The sequence below is a fragment of the Gordonia sp. X0973 genome (genome assembly GCF_013348785.1).
GTDB lineage: Bacteria > Actinomycetota > Actinomycetes > Mycobacteriales > Mycobacteriaceae > Gordonia.
This window is the reverse complement of the sequence record NZ_CP054691.1, coordinates 19,294-37,444: the sequence shown is the minus strand read 5'-3', so window position 1 is coordinate 37,444 and position 18,151 is coordinate 19,294. Positions and strand designations below refer to the sequence as shown.

The following is an 18,151-nucleotide window of genomic DNA, read 5'->3' as shown; positions in this document are numbered from 1 at the left end:
CTAGTGGACCAAGACCTCTCGCACATCGGGCTTCAACAGGGGCGCCACCTTGTCCCAGGGGATGGTCACCGGGACGTAGTCGCCCATCACGTGCGGCACCGACACGTAGACGTGCAACCCTTCGGGCAGCGGAATCCATGACGTGAAGCCCGACGCGTAGGTGGCGGCATCGCGCAGCCGGCCCGTCGAATCGCCTGCCGCCGCCAGCGGGGCGAGGGCCTTGAACGCCGCCGTCTTGTCGGCGAACGGGTCGTCGATGGTCTCGCCGGTCTCGCTGTTGAGAACCGTCGTCTCGACAAGGTTGTTGGGGTGGGCCGCGCCCTTGGTGTTGGCCAGGACGATGACGACGCCGGACAGCGTCCGCTCGCCGATCACCGTGCGGCTGCGCTCGGCGGTGCCGAGACCACCGTCACCGATGGTCTGCCCGTTCCCGCTCGGCTGACCGGTGATGGTCTCCAGCAGGGTGTCGAGCTTGCCGTTGAAGGCCGCGCGCACCTCCGGGCTGCCCCCGCGCACCTGCGGCAACATCACCGTCCAGCTGGTCCCGTCGGGGAGCGTGCCGGTCCGCCGATCGGTGACGGCGGTGAAGGCCGCGGCCGCCGCGGTGGGCTCCGGATTGATGGTGGCCAGCGGTGGACCGGTCGGGTCACAGGCGGTGACGCCGACGGTGACGAGGGCGGCACCGACCGCCGCGACAAGCCCCCCGATCGGGAGCGGGCCCGTCAGCCGACGGGCACGTGTCCGATTCATGCCCCCGAGTATGGCAAGTGTTGGCGCGGCTGTGGTGCGGTCAGCCGACTTCGGTGGACTATCGCTGGATGTCGCTGATCTTCGACGAGTCGGTGCCCACCGTTCGGCAGTATGCGCCCACCGCGACTCTCGTTCCGGTGACTTCGAGGTTCGACGGGTCGGCGCCGGAGCGCTCCTTGAGCATCTTGCTGACCGCTTCCCGCTGGTCCTTCTCGTTCATGGTGATGAATTTGCCGCAGGTCGTGTCGCCGCCCTTGTTCATCACCGTGTCCACCGCGTCGCAACCGGCCGTGCACATCACGGCGAGGAGGCCGACGGCCGCCGCCTTGTAGAGGTTCTTCATGTCCACAGGCTACGACGCGGCCCGCTCTCAAACGGGATTTCCGCGTCGTCGGGCGTCGCGCCTGCGAGGGTTGGACCATGAGCAAGCGTTTCCCCACCAACCAACCACCTCTGGTCGTCGCCATCACCGGCGGGGCGCGCGGGATCGGCGCCGCCATCGCACAGCGCGCCGCGCGCGCCGGGCACCGCGTCGCGATCGGGGACCGCGACGAGCAGGAGGCCGTGCGGACCGCCGACCGCATCGGCGGCCGCGGCTATCGACTCGACGTGACCGACGAGGATTCCTTCGCCGCCTTCCTCGCCGCCGCGGACGCCGACCTCGGCCCGGTCGACGTCCTGGTCAACAACGCCGGGGTCATGTGGGTCGGACCGTTCGACGAGGAGCCGCCCAGCGCCACCGAGGCGATGATCGCGGTCAACCTGGTCGGCGTGATCCGCGGGGTCCGCCTCACGGCACCGGCGATGCGCACTCGCGGCTCGGGCCACATCGTCACCGTCGCATCGGCCGCGTCAAAGATCGCACCGCCCGGTGAATCGACCTATGCCGCCACCAAGCACGCCGTCCTCGGTTACCTGACCGGGGTCCGCGAGGAGCTGCGCGGTTCGGGGGTGGCCATCTCGGCGATCCTGCCGGGCGTCGTCGACACCGAGCTCGCGGCCGGAACCGCCACCGGCGCCGCGGCGCTCCTGAGTCCCGACGACGTGGCGACCGCCGTGCTCGACGTCATCGCGCGGCCCCGCTTCCTGACCACGCTGCCCGGATATGTCGGTCCGCTCGTCGCCGCCGCCGGACTGTTGCCGCAGGGCATCCGCGACCGCGTGCTGCGGCGCATGGTGCCCGACCAGGTCGCGGCGACGAAGGGCTCGGCCGCCCGTGACCGCTACGAGGCCGCTTCCCTCCCACAATCGTCCGGATCGAAGGGATCCGAGGGAAATATGCCCGCCGACCCACGAAATTCGGACGATTTCGGCAAGGAGTGACGGTCAGTCGCCGAACGGGCCGAACACGTTGACCCATTCGGTGATCCGGGTGGCGGCGATCGCCCCGACCTTCGCGAAGGGGTCGTCGGCCAGCAGCTCGACCACGGTCTGCCGGTCGGGCGCCGCGACCATCACCCACGCGCCGCTGCCGTCGGCGAAGGGACCGGCGAACCGCAGCGTGCCGTTCTCGTATCCCTGGCCGAGCCACTGCCGGTGGGCCGGCCGATGCTCGTCGCGAAGTGCGGCTTGTTCGGGGGCATAGGTGTATTCGACGGCGAAGTTCGGCATGTCGGCAGCGTAGACCCCGCACGCACCCGCCCCGGCCGAGCCGCCTCAGATCACTACGGTTTACGGCCGCGGAACGTCGACGGCCGGGAACGCCGCGCGCAGCATCGCTGGCGGGGTGAACGGCCGCCAATGCCCGACCGGTTGGGCCAGCCGGTCGGCAATGGCCCACAGCGCGGCCGGGTGCTGACCGAAGCCGAAATGGGAACTCCAGACGGCGATGTTCTCGGCATTCGCCCCCGGCTCGTCGAGGCAGGCCTGCCACGCGACGATCCCGTCGATCCGCGAATAGATCGACGTGGCCGGCATCGTCAACGGCTCCGCGGCGGCCTCCAGCGGCAGGTCGAGTTCTTCGACGTGGCGGCTCGCGAACCGGTTGTAGAGCGGACCCGCCCAGCTCTGTCCGTGGGTGTGCAGGCGAATCGGGCTGCCCAGCGTGATGACCTGGCGCACCTTCTCCGGTGCCTGCCTGGCCAGTCGGCGGGCGAAGATGCCGCCCAGGCTCCAGCCGATGATCGACACCGGCTCGTCGTACCGGTCGACCAGTTCGTCGAGCCGCGCCGCCATTCCGTCCAGGGCTTTGCTCGTCGGCCCGACGTTGCGCCCCAGGTTCCACCGATGCGCCCGGTAGCCGAAGGAGCGCACCGCGGTCCGCAGCCCGATGGTCCAGGTGTCGTTGGTCATAAAGCCGGGCAGCACCAGCACCGGGTGCCGGTCGCCGCGCGGCGCGGTGGCGAGGATCGGCGTGGACAACGCGGTCGCCCAAGCGTCCACCCCCGACCGCATGAAGTCGGTGGAGTACAGCAGGAAGGAGGGCCGGGTCGCGCTCGAGCGCGAGCTGGGTGCGCTCATCAGTGTCCCGCCATCTCGTCGCCGAGTCCGATCGCCGTCATGCCGCCCCAGTTGTCGTCGACGAAGTGCGCGAGCACCAGCAGGTCGCGCAGGTCGCCGTGCCGATCGCGGATGTGGTCGCGCAGCAGGGCCTCCCCGGTGAATCCGAGTTCGTTGAACATCGCGGCGGCATGCTGCTGGTCGGCGAGGAGTTCGACGACGACTTTGCGCCGACCGTCGGAGATGGCCTGCTGCAACGCGTGCCGGGCGAGCTCCTTGCCGACCCCGCCACGACGGTGCTCGGGCGCGATGACGAGCCGGATGTCGCCGACGTGGTCGGACCAGCCGGGCCTGGACCGGACGGCGACATAGCCCTCGATCCGGCCGTCGTCGCCGAGCTTGACCCACTGCCGCATCCGCGTAGCGAGTAGTCGCCGCACCTCGTCGGCGTTCCCGATGTCCTCCTGGATGAAGGTGCGGTCCTCCTCCGGCAGGCCGGTGAAGAACTCGACGAGGGCGTCGGTGTGCTCCTCGGTGACGGCTTCGACGCTCACTTGCCGATCTCCTCACTGCGCTGTCGCATGAAGTCGATGATCTTGGGGACCGTGGTGCGCGCGGCCGTCTTCCCGACGATCAGCCCGATGTGCCCGGCGGGCAGCCGGAACTGCTCGGCCTCCGCGGAGCCGACGAGTCCGACCAGCGGTGCCGAACACTTCTCCGGGATGATGTGGTCGCGGTCGGCGGTCACGTGGAGGAACGGCAGGGTGATGTCGGACAGGTGGACTCGGTCGCCGCCGATCACCAGCCGGTCGTTGACGAGCGCGTTATCCCTCATCATGGTGGCCATCTGTTTGGCCACCCCGCCGGGGAAAGGGATGTGTTCGTTGCCCCACCCGCTCATCGCCTGGTGGGCGGCCACATAGTCGTCGTTCCACATCTGCTGCCACAGGTTCACGTATCCGGTGAGATCCGCGGTCGGGGTGAGCGAGCGGAAGGCCTGCAACAGGACGTCGGGGGCGATGTTCCCGTCGTCGTTGAAGGTGTCCTCGACGCCGATCCCCGAGGCGCCGAGCGCGTCGCCCATCGGGCCCAATTCCTGCAGGTCGGTCGGGGTGGTCAGGACGGTGAGGCTGCGCAGCGGTGCGTCGGGGTGGCGCGCGGCGTAGAGGACCGCGAGCAGCCCGCCGAAGCAGTAGCCCATCATGTTGACCTCGTCGTATCCGCTGATCTCGCGGATGCGTTCCACCGCCGCGGGGATGTAGTCGTCGACGTAGTCCTCGAAGGTGTTGCCCGCGTCGCGCTCGTCGGGGATACCCCAGTCGATCATGTAGACGTCGAATCCGGCCTTGACCAGGTGTTCGACGAAGCTGTTGCCCGGGGCGAGATCGACGATGTAGCTGCGGTTCATCAGGCTGTAGATGATGAGTACCGGCGGGGCCAGGCTCACGTTGTCGCTGCGGTAGTGCCAGAGCTGGCTGCGACCCGCGGTCCACACCGTGTCTTTGGGGGTAATCCCGACGTCGGGCCGGTTGACGCCTGCGACCAACTTGATCCCGTTGCGGGCGCGCAGGGCGTTGCGCTCGATCTCCTTGCGAATGCGGTCGACCGTGCTGAGCGGTCGGGGTTGGGTCATAGTCATCGCGGTTACTCCCTGGGCCCCGGTTCATCGGTCATCCCCCGGTGGTGGTGCTCCCGCTCGAGTTGCAGCGTCAGCCGTCGTACCTCGCGGTCGAGCGCGCCGACCTGTTTGCGCAGGTGCTTCACGTCGGAGCCGGCCGGCAGATTGGCGAAATGCCAGACGGCCGCGGCCGCGCCGCCGACCCTGTTGCGGACCTCCTTGCGGATCCTCGCGGCCAAACCCATCGCGACGTTGAAGGCGTCGCTCTGCACGAGTTCGGTCACCTTGGGACTCAGCTCTTTGTCGACCTTGTCGTAGGCCTGACGCCACTTCGGTTGCTCGGCACTCATCGCGCCACCCGATCCTCTCCGGCTGCCCTGCGCTGTGACTCACCTCACATCAGTCTTACCATTAGGCGCTATGAGGCGAATCAGCAAGATGGCAATCGCGACCGCCGCGACGGCGGGCGCCCTGGCGATCACCACTCCGGCGACGGCTTCCGCGGCGAGGATTCCGTTTCAAATCCAGCCGGCGTCCTACGGCAACCCGAACGGCAGTTTCGACGTCCCACCGATCCGGTGCGCCGTCGAGCCCGATCACCGACGCGGAACGGTGATGGTCACGGGCACCGATCGCGGGCGGTGGGGCTGCTTGCCCTACGCGCGGGTCTGGTGGATGAACCGCTCGACCGGCCGCTCGGGCGTCGCGAAGCTGTCGAGCGGGTTGAACGGGGTCCCGGCGCAGGCCGTGCTGCGCACCGGGCGCGGGGAGCTGTTCATCCGCCTCGACGCGTGGGGCAGCTCGACGGTCACCCCGGGGTTCACGACGCTGCGCGTCTGAAGCACTGTCGACACGACTGCGCTTCGCCGACGGTGTTTCGTCAGCGGTGTTTCGTCAGTGCAGGCCGCCGAGCCAGGTCAGCATGTGGACCTGCAACTCGCCGACGACGAACCCGAGGGCACCGCCGAGCCACACCACCAGCCATTCGTCGTCCTTGAAGACCGGCCTGATCATCGCCTCGAACTCGTCGTCGTCGAGGTTCTTGAAGGCCTCGACGACGGTGTTGTCGACGTCGAGCGCGGAGGTGACGTAGCCGTCGAGTTGCTCGGCCGCCTGCGGCATCATCTCGCGGGCGCGGGTGACGACCGAGTCGCGGACCTCGTTGTACCGCTTGGTGCCGATGGCGGCGGTGACCACGGGTGCGGCGACACCGAGTTCGGCCTTGATGGCGTCGTCGATCTCGCCGCGCAACATCGCGAACAGGCGGTCGGCCAGGGCGCCGCTCATCAGCGCGTTCATGATCACCTTGGGGGTGAGGATGTCGGTGGCGATGTCGCGCGCATAGCCGGCGATGAACTCGTCGCGGTACTTGAAGAACAGGCCCTGCCAGGTGAAGACACCCAGGTAGGTGGTGGGCTTGCGCGGGTTGAACACCATCTGCAGGGCTATCCAGTCCGACGTGAAGCCCACGACCAGGCCGAAGATCGGGATGATCAGCGTGTTCTCGGTGAAGCAGTAGACCACCAGCTGGATCAGGCCGACGACGCCGCCGAAGATGAGCCCGAAGACCTTCATGAAGTTGAGGATCATCGGGATGTTGTTCTTCACCATCTTGTTGAGGATCTTCTTGTCGTCGATCAGCAACTCGGTGACGATGAACGTGAGGTCGAACAGGCCGTCCATATTCGCCTTGGCGAAGTCGAACAGCGAGTCGATCACCTGCGGCGTGCGGGCCCGGGCGCGCGCGATGATCGCATACCGGACCGACCCGGGCAGTTGATCCCAGCGGTCGCCGATCAACTCCCGCGCGATGGGGTCGACGGAGGATACGAGCAGGTGGTCGCACTGACTGGCGATCTCTTTGGAGTCGAGGCGGTCGACGAGTTCCCGCGCGTCGAGCAGGTCGTGCAGGATGACCTCGGCGGCGTGACTGGCGAATTTGGCGGCCCGTCGAGGCAACTGGCCCTGCCATCCGATGGGGCCGATTCCCACGAAGTTCAGCGGTTTGAACACCATCCAGATGGCCAGCACCTTGGTGATCCAGCCGATGAAAGCGCCGGCGACCGGCATCAGGAGCAGCACCACCGGGTGCGCCGTGAAGACATCCCACGCCTGTGGGAGGGAGTTCATCCGACCGGCCTCGCCGCCACCCACAGTTCCTGTCCGCGCGGGGAGAGGACGAGCGTCCGCCTCATCACCTTGGCCGGGAACTTGCCGAACTCTCCCTCCTTCATCGCGGTGCGGACGGCCTTGTCGGCGAGAAGCAGTTCATACCCTTTGGCGTTGTTCTGGTCCTCGGGGCCGGTTTCGACGAGGCCGAGGGTGCGCAGATGCGTCACGTAGTACGGCGTCATCTGCGGCAGGGTCAGGGCCGCGGTGTGCCCGATCAACGAGGCGTTCTCCAGCAGGCAGGCCTGACCGGTGCGCGCATACACGTGCACCAGTGGCGGACGCTCCCCGGTTTCGGCGAGCGCCGCGATGATCCTGGCCTCGTCGGGCACGAGCTGCGCCAACACGGCCGCGGACCAATCGTCTTTGCTCTCCCGCGAATCCTGTTGGATCGACCGGTCGAGCAGATCGGCCATGATCCGGCGCGGCCCCTCCTGGGCGTTGGCGGCACTGGTTCCGGGCGGCAGGGCGAGCATCTCGGTCGCCTCCATGCGCGTGCGGAGGAAGCCGAAGAACTCCTTCTCGACGCGCTGCGCGACGACGCCGGCCGCCTCTTCCACCCGATGCGCGACGACGTTGGTCAGGTCGAGCGCCTCCGCGGGCAGCTCACCCATGGGCAATCGACGCGCCAGATTGGCCGCGGCTCCGATGATGTCCAACGCACACGCCTCCTGACGGACCCACGCCTACCCCCGAACCCGGCGGGATCGCCGGGTGTGATGTGCAGCGACCCTATCCTGACCTGCCGCCGACGACCAGTGACGGGTTTGCGGAACATCGATCGTGGAGATGCATGGTGGCACGTGCGGCTCGAGTCGCTACCGGGTGCGGAACCCGTCACTCCGGAGGACCGTCACCCCGGAGGAATAGTCCAACCCACTTCTACGATCCGATGCTCAGTGCGGCGAGGGTCACCGGCGGGAGTTCGCCCGGTGCCATGGTCGTGGCGATCTTCAACGCGCGGCCGGTGAGGGAATTCTTGTCGTCGATGAGCGCGGCGGGCGACCCGGCGAACGTCAGCTGACCGCCGTCGGTCCCGGCGCCCGGGCCGATGTCGATCACGTGGTCCGCGCGGGCGACGATGCGCAGATTGTGCTCGATCACGACAAGCGTCGCTCCTTCGTCGAGCAGGTCATCGAACAGTTCGTTGATCACTTCGACGTCGGCCGGGTGCAGTCCGGTGGTCGGCTCGTCGAGCACGATGTGCTCGTGGCCGATATCCGGTGACGACGCGAGGTGCCGCGCGACGAGCAGGCGCTGCCGTTCCCCGCCGGAGAAGGTGTCGAGAGACCGGCCGACCGGGATGTAGTTCAGGCCGACACGATCCATCCAGCTCAGCGTGTCGACCACCGACCGGGTGTCGGGCAGGACTTCAGCCAGCTGGTCGGCCGTCATCGCGAGGACGTCGGCAATGGTGCACCCGCCGATCTGCACCGAGAGCGCCTTGTCGTTGAACCGCAGGCCATTGCAGGCATCGCACGGTGTGGAGACGTCATCGAGGAACGCGAGCTCGGTCGTGATGTATCCCTTTCCCTTGCAGTTCGGGCACGCACCCTTCGAGTTGAAGCTGAACCACGCCGGGCTGAGCCCGGATGCGTCGCTGAACACCCGCCTGACATCGTCGGCGATTCCCAGGATGCTCAGTGTCGTGGAACGGACCCCGCCACGCAGCGGATCCTGGCCCACGACGGTGAACTCCGGATGTTGTTGCGGCAGTGAAACGGTGGCGAATGAACTCTTCCCCGAACCGGCGACGCCGGTAATCGCGGTCAGTACGCCCAGTGGAATATCGACGTCGAAGCCCGCCAGGTTGTGGGCGCGCGCATCGCGCACCCGCAGCTGACCCCGCGGTTTGCGGCGCCGACGACGCAGAGTCAGAGGCGTCGTCAGCAGACGGCCGGTCAGTGTCCCACTGGTCCCGAGATCTTCTGGCGTTCCCTCGAACTGGATCACGCCACCATTCACGCCCGCACCTGGGCCGAGATCAACGACGTGATCGGCAGCCGCGATGACCTGGCGGTTGTGTTCGACGACGAGCACGGTGTTCCCGCCATCGCGAAGCTGACGCAGGAGTCCGGTCAGCCGGAGGACATCGGCCGGATGCAGACCTGTCGTCGGCTCGTCGAAGACGTAGGTGACATCCGTCAGCGCGCTGCCCAGGTGTCGGACGACCTTGACGCGCTGCGCCTCGCCACCGGACAGGCTGGATGACACTCGGTCGAGTGTCAGATACCCCAAACCCACCGACAGCAGCGCATCGAGCCCCTTGCGAATACCAGCGAGTGCCGGCTCGACGGTCGGTTCGCGGTAATCGTCCACCAGCTCGCGCAGCCGGGACACCGATAGAGCCATCCAGTCTACGATCGAACGCCCGTCGATAAGGCTGGCTCGAGCGGCCGCGTTCACGCGGGCGCCTCCGCACTCAGGGCACAGTCGCTCGCTCGTGACGCGCTCGAGTTCCTCCGCGACCTGCTTCGACATGTTGGCGGGCCGGTTCTTCACGTAGACGTCGCGCATCCGGGTGATGACGCCGTCGAATCGCGCCGACTTCGGGAAGCGCGGATCCGGGTCCGGCGGAACGACGGCGTCGGCATAGAGGAATTGATCGAGCTCCTCGGGTGTGTAGTCCCGCAGCGGCTTGGTGCGATCGAAGAGTCCGCAGTAGGCGAATCGCTTCCAGCGATACACCCCGGGCCGGAACATGCTGAACCGGACCGGCCCTTCGTCGATGCTCTTGTCCAGATCGATGAGCGCATCCGGATCGATGTCGGTGACCGTGCCGATTCCCTCGCAGCGGGGGCACATTCCCTTGGGGTCGTTGAACGAGTACGCCGGTGAATAGCCTGCCGAGGGCACGCCGGCACGGGAGAAGACCAGACGGATCAATGGCGCCAGATCAGTCGCGGTAGCCACGGTCGAGCGCGCGTTCCCGGTGAACCGTCGCTGATCGATCAGCACGGTATAGGTCAGTCCACTCATCGCCTGCACCTCCGGAGCTGGAGCTTGCGCCAGGCGGGCGCGGACGAACGACGGGTAGGACTCGTTGACCAAACGCTGGGCCTCTGCCGCGATGGTCGCCAATGCCAGCGACGATTTTCCCGACCCGGACACACCAGTGAACACCGTCAGCGCGCCCTTCGGAACGGCGAGCGATACCCCACGCAAATTGTGTGTGCGAGCGTCCGTCACTCCGATGAACGCGCTAGGGGTGTCAGAAGGTCCCACCTAGCAAGGGTATAAGCAAAAACATCGTCGACATGGTGATAGCGGTGGTACCAACGACGGCTCATCAAAAAAGCAGTTCAGACGCCATTTCTGGTTCCTGAACTGCTTCTCGTTTTGAGCTTAACTGCTCCTGGTTGGTGGGCGAAGGGGGACTTGAACCCCCACGTCCCGAAGGACACTGGCACCTGAAGCCAGCGCGTCTGCCATTCCGCCACTCGCCCGTGACGTCCGCTTGGACCCGAGAACGATAGCACGGGGGCCACGGGTCCAGAAAATCCGTCGCCGCCGGCGTTGGTGCCACTGTGACTGTCGGTGCCACTGTGACTTCTTTGTGTCCCGCCGTCGACAACCGGACCGCTATCATGAAACGAACTGTTCCGCACGTATGACACGCCACCGACGAGGAGAGGGCTGCGCCTTGGGCATCATCGCACGCTTCGAGCGCAAGCTCGAGGGCGCCGTCGACGGCGGGTTCGCGCGCGTCTTCGGCGGTCGCGTCGCCCCCCAAGAGGTGCAGCAGGCCCTGGAACGCGAGGCCCTCGACACACGACGCGCGGTTCCCGGTGCCGCCGACCTCGCGGCGAACAGCTACACCGTCGCGCTCTCCGAGTCCGATTTCGCGGAGTTCGCGAACGAGTACGAACTGAACCGCAAGACCTTCTCGCGCCACCTGGACGAATTCATCTCAGACAGCGGGTGGCAGACTTATGGGCCGGTCGTCGTAGAGTTCGACCCGGAACCAGAACTTCACACCGGGCAGTTGCGCATCTTGGGCGCCGTCAATCCTGACGCCCTCCCCCGGCCCGCTCGGGGACAGCCCCCGCCAGCTTCCAGCGCCCAAGCCAACCTGAGCGCCCAGCCCACCGACAGCGACAACGCACGGCCAGACAACGCACTACAAGGAGCCACCCACATGACTCAGAATCCCGGAAACGACCGCGCCGGCTACCAGCAGGGCGGCTACGACCAGGGCGGCTACCCCCCGCAACCCGGCTACGACCAGGGCTACGGACAGCAGGGCGCCTACGCACAGCAGCAGCAACCCGGTGGCTACGACCAAGGCGGCTACGGACAGCAGCCCGGCGGCTACGACCAGGGTGGCTACGAGCAGGGCGGCTACCCCCCGCAGCCCGGATACGAGCAGCAGCAGCCCGGCTATGACCAGGGTTACGGACAGCAGCAACCCGGCGGCTACGAGCAAGGCGGCTACGGCCAGCAGCCCGCGTACGGCCAGCCCGGAGGTTACGACCAGGGTTACGGACAGCAGCAGCCCGGCGGCTACGAGCAGGGCGGCTACGGCCAGCAGCCCGGATACGGCCAGGCTCCCGCGTACGGCCAGCCCCCGGCCTACGCCCCGACGGCGATCACGCTGCTCCTCGAGGACGGCAGCAACCGCACGTTCTCGCTGCGCGAAGGCTCCAACGTCATCGGCCGCGGCCAGGACGCCCAGTTCCGCCTGCCGGACACCGGCGTATCCCGCCGCCACGTCGAGATCCGCTGGGACGGCAACACGGCCATGCTCTCGGACCTGAACTCGACCAACGGCACGACCGTCAACGACGTGCAGGTTTCCAACTGGGAGCTGGCCGACGGCGACCGCATCCGCATCGGTCACTCCGACATCACCGTCCGCTTCCAGTAGTTCCGCGACCTGCGCGAGGACGGATTTCAGATATCGGATCGGTCTCAGTCGATACCGAACTGTCACCTTTGAATCGGCGTCCCCGCAGGTTCTCCCCATAAGATCGGAACGGTCACCCGCACGCGCCGCAGCCTGCCCGGCTGCGGCGCTTGCCCGCATGAAAGAACAAAAGGAAGGCGGTGCGCCATGCAAGGCTTGATCCTGCAGTTGTCCCGCATCGGCTTCCTCATCCTGCTCTGGCTGTTCGTCTACGCGACGATCCGCGCGCTGCGCAACGACCTCTCCATCGCCGGCGGCCGCCCGATCAGCCTCAGCGCCCGGCCGAGCCGTGCACGATCGCGGACCAAGGCGGCCCGCGGATCGGCCCGCTACCTCGTTGTCACGTCGGGAGCGCTGGCCAACACCCGGATCACCCTCGGCGATCAGCCGCTGCTGTTGGGTCGCGCCGACGACTCGACGCTGGTGCTCACCGACGACTACGCCTCCGAACGCCACGCGCGGCTGTCCCGTCGCGGCGACGACTGGTACCTCGAGGACCTCGGCTCCACCAACGGCACCTATCTCGACCGCGCCAAGGTGACCACCGCCGCCCGCGTCCCGCTCAGCACCCCGATCCGCATCGGCAAGACAGTGATCGAGTTGCGCCCGTGACCCTGGTATTGGAATACGTCGCACGCAGCGACCGCGGCCTGGTCCGGGCGAACAACGAGGACTCCGTCTACGCGGGGGCGCGTTTGCTCGCCCTGGCCGACGGCATGGGCGGTCACGCGGCCGGCGAGGTCGCCAGCCAGCTCGTCATCCAGGCGATGCAACCCCTCGACGACGACGAGCCCGGCGGGAACATCCTCGACCTGCTGCACCGGGCGATGGATCTCGGCAACGACGCGATCGCCGCCCAGGTGGAGGCGAACCCGGAACTCGAGGGCATGGGCACCACGCTGACGGCGCTGCTGTTCTCCGGCACGCGCGTCGGGCTGTGCCACGTCGGCGATTCCCGCGCCTACCTCCTCCGCGACGACGAACTCTCCCAGATCACCCGCGACGACACCTTCGTCCAGGCCCTGGTCGACGAGGGCCGGATCACCCCGGAGGCCGCGCATACCCATCCGCAGCGCTCGCTGATCATGCGCGCGCTGACCGGCACCGAGGTGGACCCGACGCTGACGATGCGCGAGGTCCGCGCCGGCGACCGGTACATGCTGTGCTCCGACGGGCTATCCGACGTGGTCTCCGAGGAGACCATCGCCGACACAATGGCCTCGGTCTCCGACGCGGCGGCCTGCGCCGACCGCCTCGTCGAGTTGGCACTGCGCGGCGGCGGCCCGGATAACGTGACCGTCATCATCGCCGACGTCGTCGACACGGAGTTCGGCGAATCCCGACCCATCGTCGGGGGTGCCGCCGGCGGCGACGGCGAGGCCGACTACACGCCGGACCCGTCGTCGGCCGCGGGTCGCGCCGCCGCACTGCGCCCGCCGCCCGAGCCGACCAAGGCCATCAGCGTCGTCGACGAAGCGCCCGCGCCGGTGAAGCACCGCCGCTGGTGGGTGGCCCTGGCCATCCTCGCGGTGCTCGTCGTCGGAATCGGCATCGCGGGCTGGATCACCCAGAACAAGCTGCGCGCCAACCACTTCCTGCGCGTCGACGACGGCAACGTCGTCATCTACCGCGGTTCGCCCGACCCGGTGTTCCAGTTCAACCTGAATTCGCAGATCGAACGCGTCTGCATCGATGACCTGGCCGCGGTACACCCGACGATCACCTTCGTCACCGACCCCAACGCCGTGTGCAACCCGCTGCCGGCGGCCGCACTGGCCGAGTTGGACCGCAACGCCGTGCGCGAGAAGAAGGTCCGCAACCTCTCGCTGACCGACATCCACGACCGCGTGCGGGCGTTGACCCTGCTTCCGATGTGCAATCCGCCGGCCCCGCCGCTGCCGCCCGGTTCGCCGCCGCCACCCCCGCAGCCGCTGCCGGGCCCGCCGCCCCCGACTGTCACCGACGGACCGTGCCGAGGCGCCCGATGAGTGCCCCGACGCCCAAGCCCGCCGCGGCAACCGTCATGACCGGCCAGTCCCGGGCGCGCCGGCGTGAACTCGTGCTGCTCGGCCTCGCCCTGGGCATCGTCGTCATCGCGCTGCTCATCGTCGACGGCGCGCAGCGGCAGAACCTGACGGTCGACGTACTCAAGTTCATCGGCGCCTACGTCGCGCTGTACCTGGTGGCGCACCTGGTCATCCGGTGGCTCGCCCCGCACGCCGATCCGCTGTTCCTCCCGATCGTCGCCCTGCTGAACGGGTTGGGGATGGTCATGATCCACCGGCTCGACCTCGGCTCGCGCCAAACAACCGGCGACGCCAGCCACGACGCCGAGTTGCAATTGCTGTGGGCGCTGGTCGGCATCGGCGTCTTCGCCGCGGTCCTGTACTTCGTGCGCGACCACCGGACATTGGCCCGCTATGCCTACACCCTGGGCTTCGGCGGCCTGTTCTTCCTCGCCCTGCCCATCCTGTTGCCGCGTTCCTGGGCCACCCGCCCGGGCGAGGGCGACCAGGCGGCCAACGTCTCGAAGATCTGGCTCTCCACCCCGTTCTTCTCGATCCAGCCCGGTGAATTCGCCAAGATCGCGTTGATCATCTTCACCGCAGCCCTGCTGGTCAGCAAGCGCGACCTGTTCACCACCGCCGGTCGACGGATCGGGCGGTTCGACGTCCCGCGCGCCCGCGATCTCGGTCCCCTGCTGCTGGCCTGGGTGGTCGCGATGGCGATCTTCGCGCTGCAGGGCGACCTGGGTCCGTCCTTGCTGGTGTACTCGACGATCCTGGTCATGCTCTACGTGGCCACCGGCCGGATCGGCTGGGTGGTCATCGGGCTGAGCCTGTTCGTCGTCGGGGCGATCGTCGCCTACCACCAGTTCACGCATCTGCAGAACCGCGTCCACATCTGGCAGCACCCGCTCTCGGACCCCACCAACACGACCCTGCAGACCACGCAGAGCCTCTTCGGCCTGGCCACCGGCGGGCTCTTCGGCACCGGGCTGGGTTCGGGCCGCCCCAATATCGTGCCGCTGGCGAACACCGACTTCATCGTCGCCTCGATCGGCGAGGAGCTGGGGCTCGTCGGCCTCGCCGCCGTGCTGTGCCTCTACCTGGTCCTCGTCATGCGGGGGCTGCGCGCCGGCGTCACCGTGCGCGACAGCTTCGGCAAACTCCTCGCCACCGGCCTGGCCGCGACCATCGCGATCCAGGTGTTCGTCATCGTCGGCGGCGTCACCAACCTCATCCCGCTGACGGGTCTGACCACGCCGTTCGTCTCCTACGGCGGCTCGTCGCTGCTGGCGAACTTCATCCTGCTGGCGTTGCTGGTCCGCATCTCGAATGCCGCCCGCGAACCGCAGCAACAACAGCAGAACGCGCCGTCGCCGACGCTCACCTCGATGCCGACCACCGCCATTGCGACGGAGGGCCGACGATGAACAAACAGATTCAGCGCATCGGGATCTTCGTCTGCGTCCTCATCGTCGCGCTGCTCGGCAACGCCACCTACATCCAGGTGTTCCAGGCGGGCAAGCTGCGCGCCGACCCGCGCAACAGCCGCGTGCTCGACGACGAGTACTCGCGCCAGCGCGGGGCGATCACCGCCGGCAGCGACATCATCGCCCTGTCCCGGCCGACCTCCGGGCGCTTCCGCTTCCTGCGCACCTATCCGGAGGGCTCCGCCGAGGCCTTCGCGCCGGTCACCGGCTACTACTCCATCAACTACCAGGCCAGCGGCATCGAGCTCGCCGAGGACCAGATCCTCAACGGCAACGACGACCGGCTGTGGGGCCAGCGGTTCATGGCGATGTTCGCCGGACGCGATCCCCGCGGCGGCAACGTCGTGACGACGATCGACGCGAACCTGCAGCGCGTCGCTTACAACGCGCTGCAGAACGGCCGGTGTACCGGCGAGTGCCGCGGTGCGGTCGTCGCGATCGAGCCGAGCACCGGCAAGATCCTGGCGCTGGCCAGCTCCCCGTCCTTCGATCCGAATAAGCTCGCCAGCCCCGATTCGCAGACCAGCTCGTCGGCCTGGACGAAGTGGAACAAGGCCGCCGCCGAGCCCATGCTCAACCGGCCCGTCGACCAGCTCTACCCGCCCGGGTCGACGTTCAAGGTCATCACGACGGCCGCTGCCCTGCGCGACGGCATCACCCCCGACATCCGGCTGACCGCCGCCGCGTCGATCAAGTTGCCCGGCACCGAGACGACGCTGACCAACTACGGCGACCGGCCGTGTCCCGGTGCCGTCGACGGGACCGTCTCGTTGACCCAGGCCTTCGCGCACTCCTGCAACACCGCCTTCGTCGACTTGGCGGTCAACAAGATGAAGCAGTCCGCACAGACCCTGCGCGAGACCGCCAAGCGATTCGGCTTCGACGAGGCGACGCCCGCCCTGCCGCTGCCGGTCCGCGCCAACTCGACCATCGGCGACCTCGACAACCCGGCCACCCTCGGCCAGTCCGCCATCGGGCAGTACAACGTGCGCACCTCGGCGCTGCAGAACGCGATCGTCGCGGCGACCGTCGCGAACGGCGGGGTCCGCATGCAGCCCTATATGGTGGATAAGCTACAAGCACCGGATCTCCGCACGTTGTCCACGACTTCGCCGTCGACGGTCAGCGAGCCGATCACCTCGGCGCAGGCGGCCACGCTGACCTCGCTGATGATCGATTCCGAACGTCAATCCGGCGGCGCGGTGACCATCGCGTCGAAGACCGGGACCGCGGAACATTCGGAGGGGGCGGCGGGCAACGAAGTGCCATATGCGTGGTACATCGCCTTCGGCCCGTCGACGAACGCGCGGATTGCCGTCGCGGTGGTCGTGGAGAACGGACAATTGGGGACTGACACCACGGGCGCCTCGGTAGCGGCGCCCATCGGACGAGAAGTGATCAACACGGCACTGGGAGGAGGTGCGGGACGATGACGTTGCAGCAAGGAACGGTGATCGCCGACCGCTACCGCCTCATGCGCCTGATCGCCACCGGCGGCATGGGCCAGGTGTGGGAGGCCGTCGACACGCGTCTGAACCGACGGGTGGCGGTGAAGGTCCTCAAATCCGAGTACTCCAACGACCCGGAGTTCATCGGCCGGTTCCGCACCGAGGCGCAGACCACCGCGCGGCTCAACAACCCCGGCATCGCGAATGTCTTCGACTACGGCGAGACCCCTGACCGTAACGACGGGCAGGCGCTGGCCTACCTGGTGATGGAGCTGGTCGACGGGGAGCCGCTGAACGCGGTCATCTCACGGCTCGGCCGACTGCCCGTCTCCAACACCCTGGACATGCTGGAGCAGACCGGCCGCGCGCTGCAGGCCGCGCACGAGCAGGGGCTGATCCACCGCGACGTCAAGCCGGGCAACATCCTGATCACCCCCACCGGGCAGGTGAAGATCACCGACTTCGGCATCGCCAAGGCCGCCGACGCGGCTCCGGTGACGCAGACCGGCATGGTGATGGGCACGGCCCAGTACATCTCGCCGGAGCAGGCCAACGGCGACGACGCGACCGCCGCCTCCGACGTGTACTCCCTCGGCGTGGTCGGCTACGAAGCGCTGACCGGGCGCCGGCCGTTCAACGGCGACGGCGCCATCACGATCGCGATGAAGCACATCCGGGAGACGCCTCCGCCGCTGCCGGACAACCTGCCCTCCGACGTACGCGCACTGATTGAGTCGACGCTGGTCAAGGATCCACGCCAGCGCTACGCGAGCGGCGGCGAGTTCGCCGACGCGGTCGCCGCGATCCGGGCCGGGCGGGCGACTCCCGCACCGCGCACGGCGGCAACCGCGGTTGCCGCTGCCGGCGCTGCTCGGCCCAGCTCGACCCGCGCTGCGGCGGCCGCCGCACGTCCGGCCAAGCCCGCCGGCCGTCCTGCCGCACCGAAGCCGGACAACGGCTGGACCGCCGGACAGAAGGCACTGGCCGCCATCGCGGTCATGCTGCTGCTCACCGCACTGATCCTGGTCGGTTTCCTGGTCACCAAGGGCGGATCGACCCCGTCGGTCCAGACCTCGACGACCGTTGTCGACTCTCCGGAGACGACGACCACCACGACCACCACCTCACGTCCGCGCCACAGTCGGAGCACGACGCGGCCGGCGCCCGCCGTACCGGGCACCTCGACGCCGCAGACGACGACCCCGGCGCCGGCGCCCGCCCCGCCGAACAACAACAAGCCGCGCCCCGAGGACCTGCCGCCTGACCCCGGCGCGCCGGTCGCCCCGTGGCCGCCGTTCAAAATCCCAGGTCTACCGGGTTGATCC

The 18,151-nt window shown here is 68.0% G+C and carries 18 protein-coding genes and 1 tRNA gene; 8 read left to right on the top strand and 11 right to left on the bottom strand.

All coding sequences use genetic code 11. The annotated features are described in order from the left end of the window. Both HUN08_RS00190 and HUN08_RS00185 read right to left on the bottom strand, forming a co-directional pair. Positions 1-750: a hypothetical protein gene (locus tag HUN08_RS00190; RefSeq protein WP_165353375.1), complete on the bottom strand. Its 750-nt coding sequence runs from the start codon at positions 748-750 to the stop codon at positions 1-3. Between the two features lie 58 nt (positions 751-808). Continuing rightward, positions 809-1,093, bottom strand: a complete 285-nt coding sequence (locus tag HUN08_RS00185) for a hypothetical protein (RefSeq protein WP_124246100.1) — start codon at positions 1,091-1,093, stop codon at positions 809-811. Between the two features lie 77 nt (positions 1,094-1,170). On the opposite strand from HUN08_RS00185, the gene HUN08_RS00180 reads away from it, so the two are divergent. Then, complete coding sequence (locus HUN08_RS00180; RefSeq protein WP_124246101.1) at positions 1,171-2,073, top strand: SDR family NAD(P)-dependent oxidoreductase; 903 nt, start codon at positions 1,171-1,173, stop codon at positions 2,071-2,073. A 3-nt stretch (positions 2,074-2,076) separates the two neighbouring features. Here HUN08_RS00180 and HUN08_RS00175 read toward each other — a convergent pair whose 3' ends face one another. Genes HUN08_RS00175 through HUN08_RS00155 form a run of 5 tightly spaced genes read right to left on the bottom strand, consistent with a single transcriptional unit; the run spans position 2,077 to position 5,157 of the window. Then, positions 2,077-2,361: a YciI family protein gene (locus HUN08_RS00175; protein ID WP_124246102.1), complete on the bottom strand. Its 285-nt coding sequence runs from the start codon at positions 2,359-2,361 to the stop codon at positions 2,077-2,079. A 60-nt stretch (positions 2,362-2,421) separates the two neighbouring features. After that, positions 2,422-3,210 carry an alpha/beta hydrolase gene (locus HUN08_RS00170; protein WP_124246103.1) on the bottom strand — a complete coding sequence of 263 codons (789 nt, stop codon included), beginning with the start codon at positions 3,208-3,210 and terminating at the stop codon, positions 2,422-2,424. Then, positions 3,210-3,743 (bottom strand): GNAT family N-acetyltransferase, encoded by a 534-nt coding sequence (locus HUN08_RS00165; RefSeq protein WP_124246104.1) that lies wholly within the window; start codon positions 3,741-3,743, stop codon positions 3,210-3,212. Before HUN08_RS00165 ends, HUN08_RS00170 begins: the two co-directional genes overlap by 1 nt. Then, on the bottom strand, positions 3,740-4,828 hold the full coding sequence (locus HUN08_RS00160) for an alpha/beta fold hydrolase (protein ID WP_301546808.1): 1,089 nt from the start codon (positions 4,826-4,828) through the stop codon (positions 3,740-3,742). The genes HUN08_RS00165 and HUN08_RS00160 overlap by 4 nt, the downstream gene beginning before the upstream one ends. A 5-nt stretch (positions 4,829-4,833) precedes the next feature. Continuing rightward, positions 4,834-5,157 (bottom strand): hypothetical protein, encoded by a 324-nt coding sequence (locus tag HUN08_RS00155; RefSeq protein WP_124246105.1) that lies wholly within the window; start codon positions 5,155-5,157, stop codon positions 4,834-4,836. Between the two features lie 70 nt (positions 5,158-5,227). Here HUN08_RS00155 and HUN08_RS00150 point away from each other — a divergent pair, with 70 nt between their 5' ends. Next, a complete protein-coding gene (locus HUN08_RS00150) occupies positions 5,228-5,647 on the top strand; it encodes a hypothetical protein (protein WP_124246106.1) in 420 nt (139 codons plus the stop codon). A gap of 54 nt (positions 5,648-5,701) precedes the next feature. Here HUN08_RS00150 and HUN08_RS00145 read toward each other — a convergent pair whose 3' ends face one another. The 4 genes from HUN08_RS00145 to HUN08_RS00130 form a co-directional block, all read right to left on the bottom strand. Further along, complete coding sequence (locus HUN08_RS00145) at positions 5,702-6,937, bottom strand: DUF445 domain-containing protein (RefSeq protein ID WP_124246107.1); 1,236 nt, start codon at positions 6,935-6,937, stop codon at positions 5,702-5,704. Next, the gene (locus HUN08_RS00140) at positions 6,934-7,635 is read right to left on the bottom strand and encodes an Abi-alpha family protein (protein WP_124246108.1); all 702 of its coding nucleotides are present in this window, start codon (positions 7,633-7,635) and stop codon (positions 6,934-6,936) included. Before HUN08_RS00140 ends, HUN08_RS00145 begins: the two co-directional genes overlap by 4 nt. Positions 7,636-7,858: 223 nt before the next feature. Continuing rightward, positions 7,859-10,201: an ATP-binding cassette domain-containing protein gene (locus tag HUN08_RS00135; RefSeq protein WP_301546807.1), complete on the bottom strand. Its 2,343-nt coding sequence runs from the start codon at positions 10,199-10,201 to the stop codon at positions 7,859-7,861. A 135-nt stretch (positions 10,202-10,336) separates the two neighbouring features. Continuing rightward, positions 10,337-10,422, bottom strand: a tRNA-Leu gene (locus HUN08_RS00130). Between the two features lie 197 nt (positions 10,423-10,619). Here HUN08_RS00130 and HUN08_RS00125 point away from each other — a divergent pair. The 6 genes from HUN08_RS00125 (at position 10,620) to HUN08_RS00100 (ending at position 18,148) form a co-directional block, all read left to right on the top strand. Then, on the top strand, positions 10,620-11,843 hold the full coding sequence (locus HUN08_RS00125; protein ID WP_124246109.1) for a DUF3662 and FHA domain-containing protein: 1,224 nt from the start codon (positions 10,620-10,622) through the stop codon (positions 11,841-11,843). Positions 11,844-12,029: 186 nt separating this feature from the next. Further along, positions 12,030-12,494, top strand: a complete 465-nt coding sequence (locus HUN08_RS00120) for an FHA domain-containing protein (RefSeq protein ID WP_124246110.1) — start codon at positions 12,030-12,032, stop codon at positions 12,492-12,494. Next, positions 12,491-13,870 (top strand): PP2C family serine/threonine-protein phosphatase, encoded by a 1,380-nt coding sequence (locus HUN08_RS00115; protein WP_124246111.1) that lies wholly within the window; start codon positions 12,491-12,493, stop codon positions 13,868-13,870. The genes HUN08_RS00120 and HUN08_RS00115 overlap by 4 nt, the downstream gene beginning before the upstream one ends. 35 nt (positions 13,871-13,905) lie before the next feature. Next, positions 13,906-15,318 carry an FtsW/RodA/SpoVE family cell cycle protein gene (locus tag HUN08_RS00110; protein WP_301547016.1) on the top strand — a complete coding sequence of 471 codons (1,413 nt, stop codon included), beginning with the start codon at positions 13,906-13,908 and terminating at the stop codon, positions 15,316-15,318. Beyond that, positions 15,315-16,811, top strand: coding sequence for a penicillin-binding protein 2 (locus HUN08_RS00105; RefSeq protein WP_124246113.1), 1,497 nt, complete (start codon positions 15,315-15,317; stop codon positions 16,809-16,811). The genes HUN08_RS00110 and HUN08_RS00105 overlap by 4 nt, the downstream gene beginning before the upstream one ends. Further along, complete coding sequence (locus tag HUN08_RS00100) at positions 16,808-18,148, top strand: protein kinase (protein WP_124246114.1); 1,341 nt, start codon at positions 16,808-16,810, stop codon at positions 18,146-18,148. Before HUN08_RS00105 ends, HUN08_RS00100 begins: the two co-directional genes overlap by 4 nt. Positions 18,149-18,151 lie beyond the last annotated feature (3 nt).

What these genes read in the sequence shown, in the direction of transcription:
- HUN08_RS00100 (WP_124246114.1), top strand. Translation starts at nt 16,808, where the DNA reads ATGACGTTGCAGCAAGGAACGGTGATCGCCGACCGCTACCGCCTCATG.
- HUN08_RS00110 (WP_301547016.1), top strand. Translation starts at nt 13,906, where the DNA reads ATGACCGGCCAGTCCCGGGCGCGCCGGCGTGAACTCGTGCTGCTCGGC.
- HUN08_RS00170 (WP_124246103.1), bottom strand. Translation starts at nt 3,210, where the DNA reads ATGAGCGCACCCAGCTCGCGCTCGAGCGCGACCCGGCCCTCCTTCCTG.
- HUN08_RS00105 (WP_124246113.1), top strand. Translation starts at nt 15,315, where the DNA reads ATGAACAAACAGATTCAGCGCATCGGGATCTTCGTCTGCGTCCTCATC.
- HUN08_RS00160 (WP_301546808.1), bottom strand. Translation starts at nt 4,828, where the DNA reads ATGACTATGACCCAACCCCGACCGCTCAGCACGGTCGACCGCATTCGC.
- HUN08_RS00155 (WP_124246105.1), bottom strand. Translation starts at nt 5,157, where the DNA reads ATGAGTGCCGAGCAACCGAAGTGGCGTCAGGCCTACGACAAGGTCGAC.
- HUN08_RS00150 (WP_124246106.1), top strand. Translation starts at nt 5,228, where the DNA reads ATGAGGCGAATCAGCAAGATGGCAATCGCGACCGCCGCGACGGCGGGC.
- HUN08_RS00120 (WP_124246110.1), top strand. Translation starts at nt 12,030, where the DNA reads ATGCAAGGCTTGATCCTGCAGTTGTCCCGCATCGGCTTCCTCATCCTG.
- HUN08_RS00145 (WP_124246107.1), bottom strand. Translation starts at nt 6,937, where the DNA reads ATGAACTCCCTCCCACAGGCGTGGGATGTCTTCACGGCGCACCCGGTG.
- HUN08_RS00190 (WP_165353375.1), bottom strand. Translation starts at nt 750, where the DNA reads ATGAATCGGACACGTGCCCGTCGGCTGACGGGCCCGCTCCCGATCGGG.
- HUN08_RS00180 (WP_124246101.1), top strand. Translation starts at nt 1,171, where the DNA reads ATGAGCAAGCGTTTCCCCACCAACCAACCACCTCTGGTCGTCGCCATC.
- HUN08_RS00185 (WP_124246100.1), bottom strand. Translation starts at nt 1,093, where the DNA reads ATGAAGAACCTCTACAAGGCGGCGGCCGTCGGCCTCCTCGCCGTGATG.
- HUN08_RS00175 (WP_124246102.1), bottom strand. Translation starts at nt 2,361, where the DNA reads ATGCCGAACTTCGCCGTCGAATACACCTATGCCCCCGAACAAGCCGCA.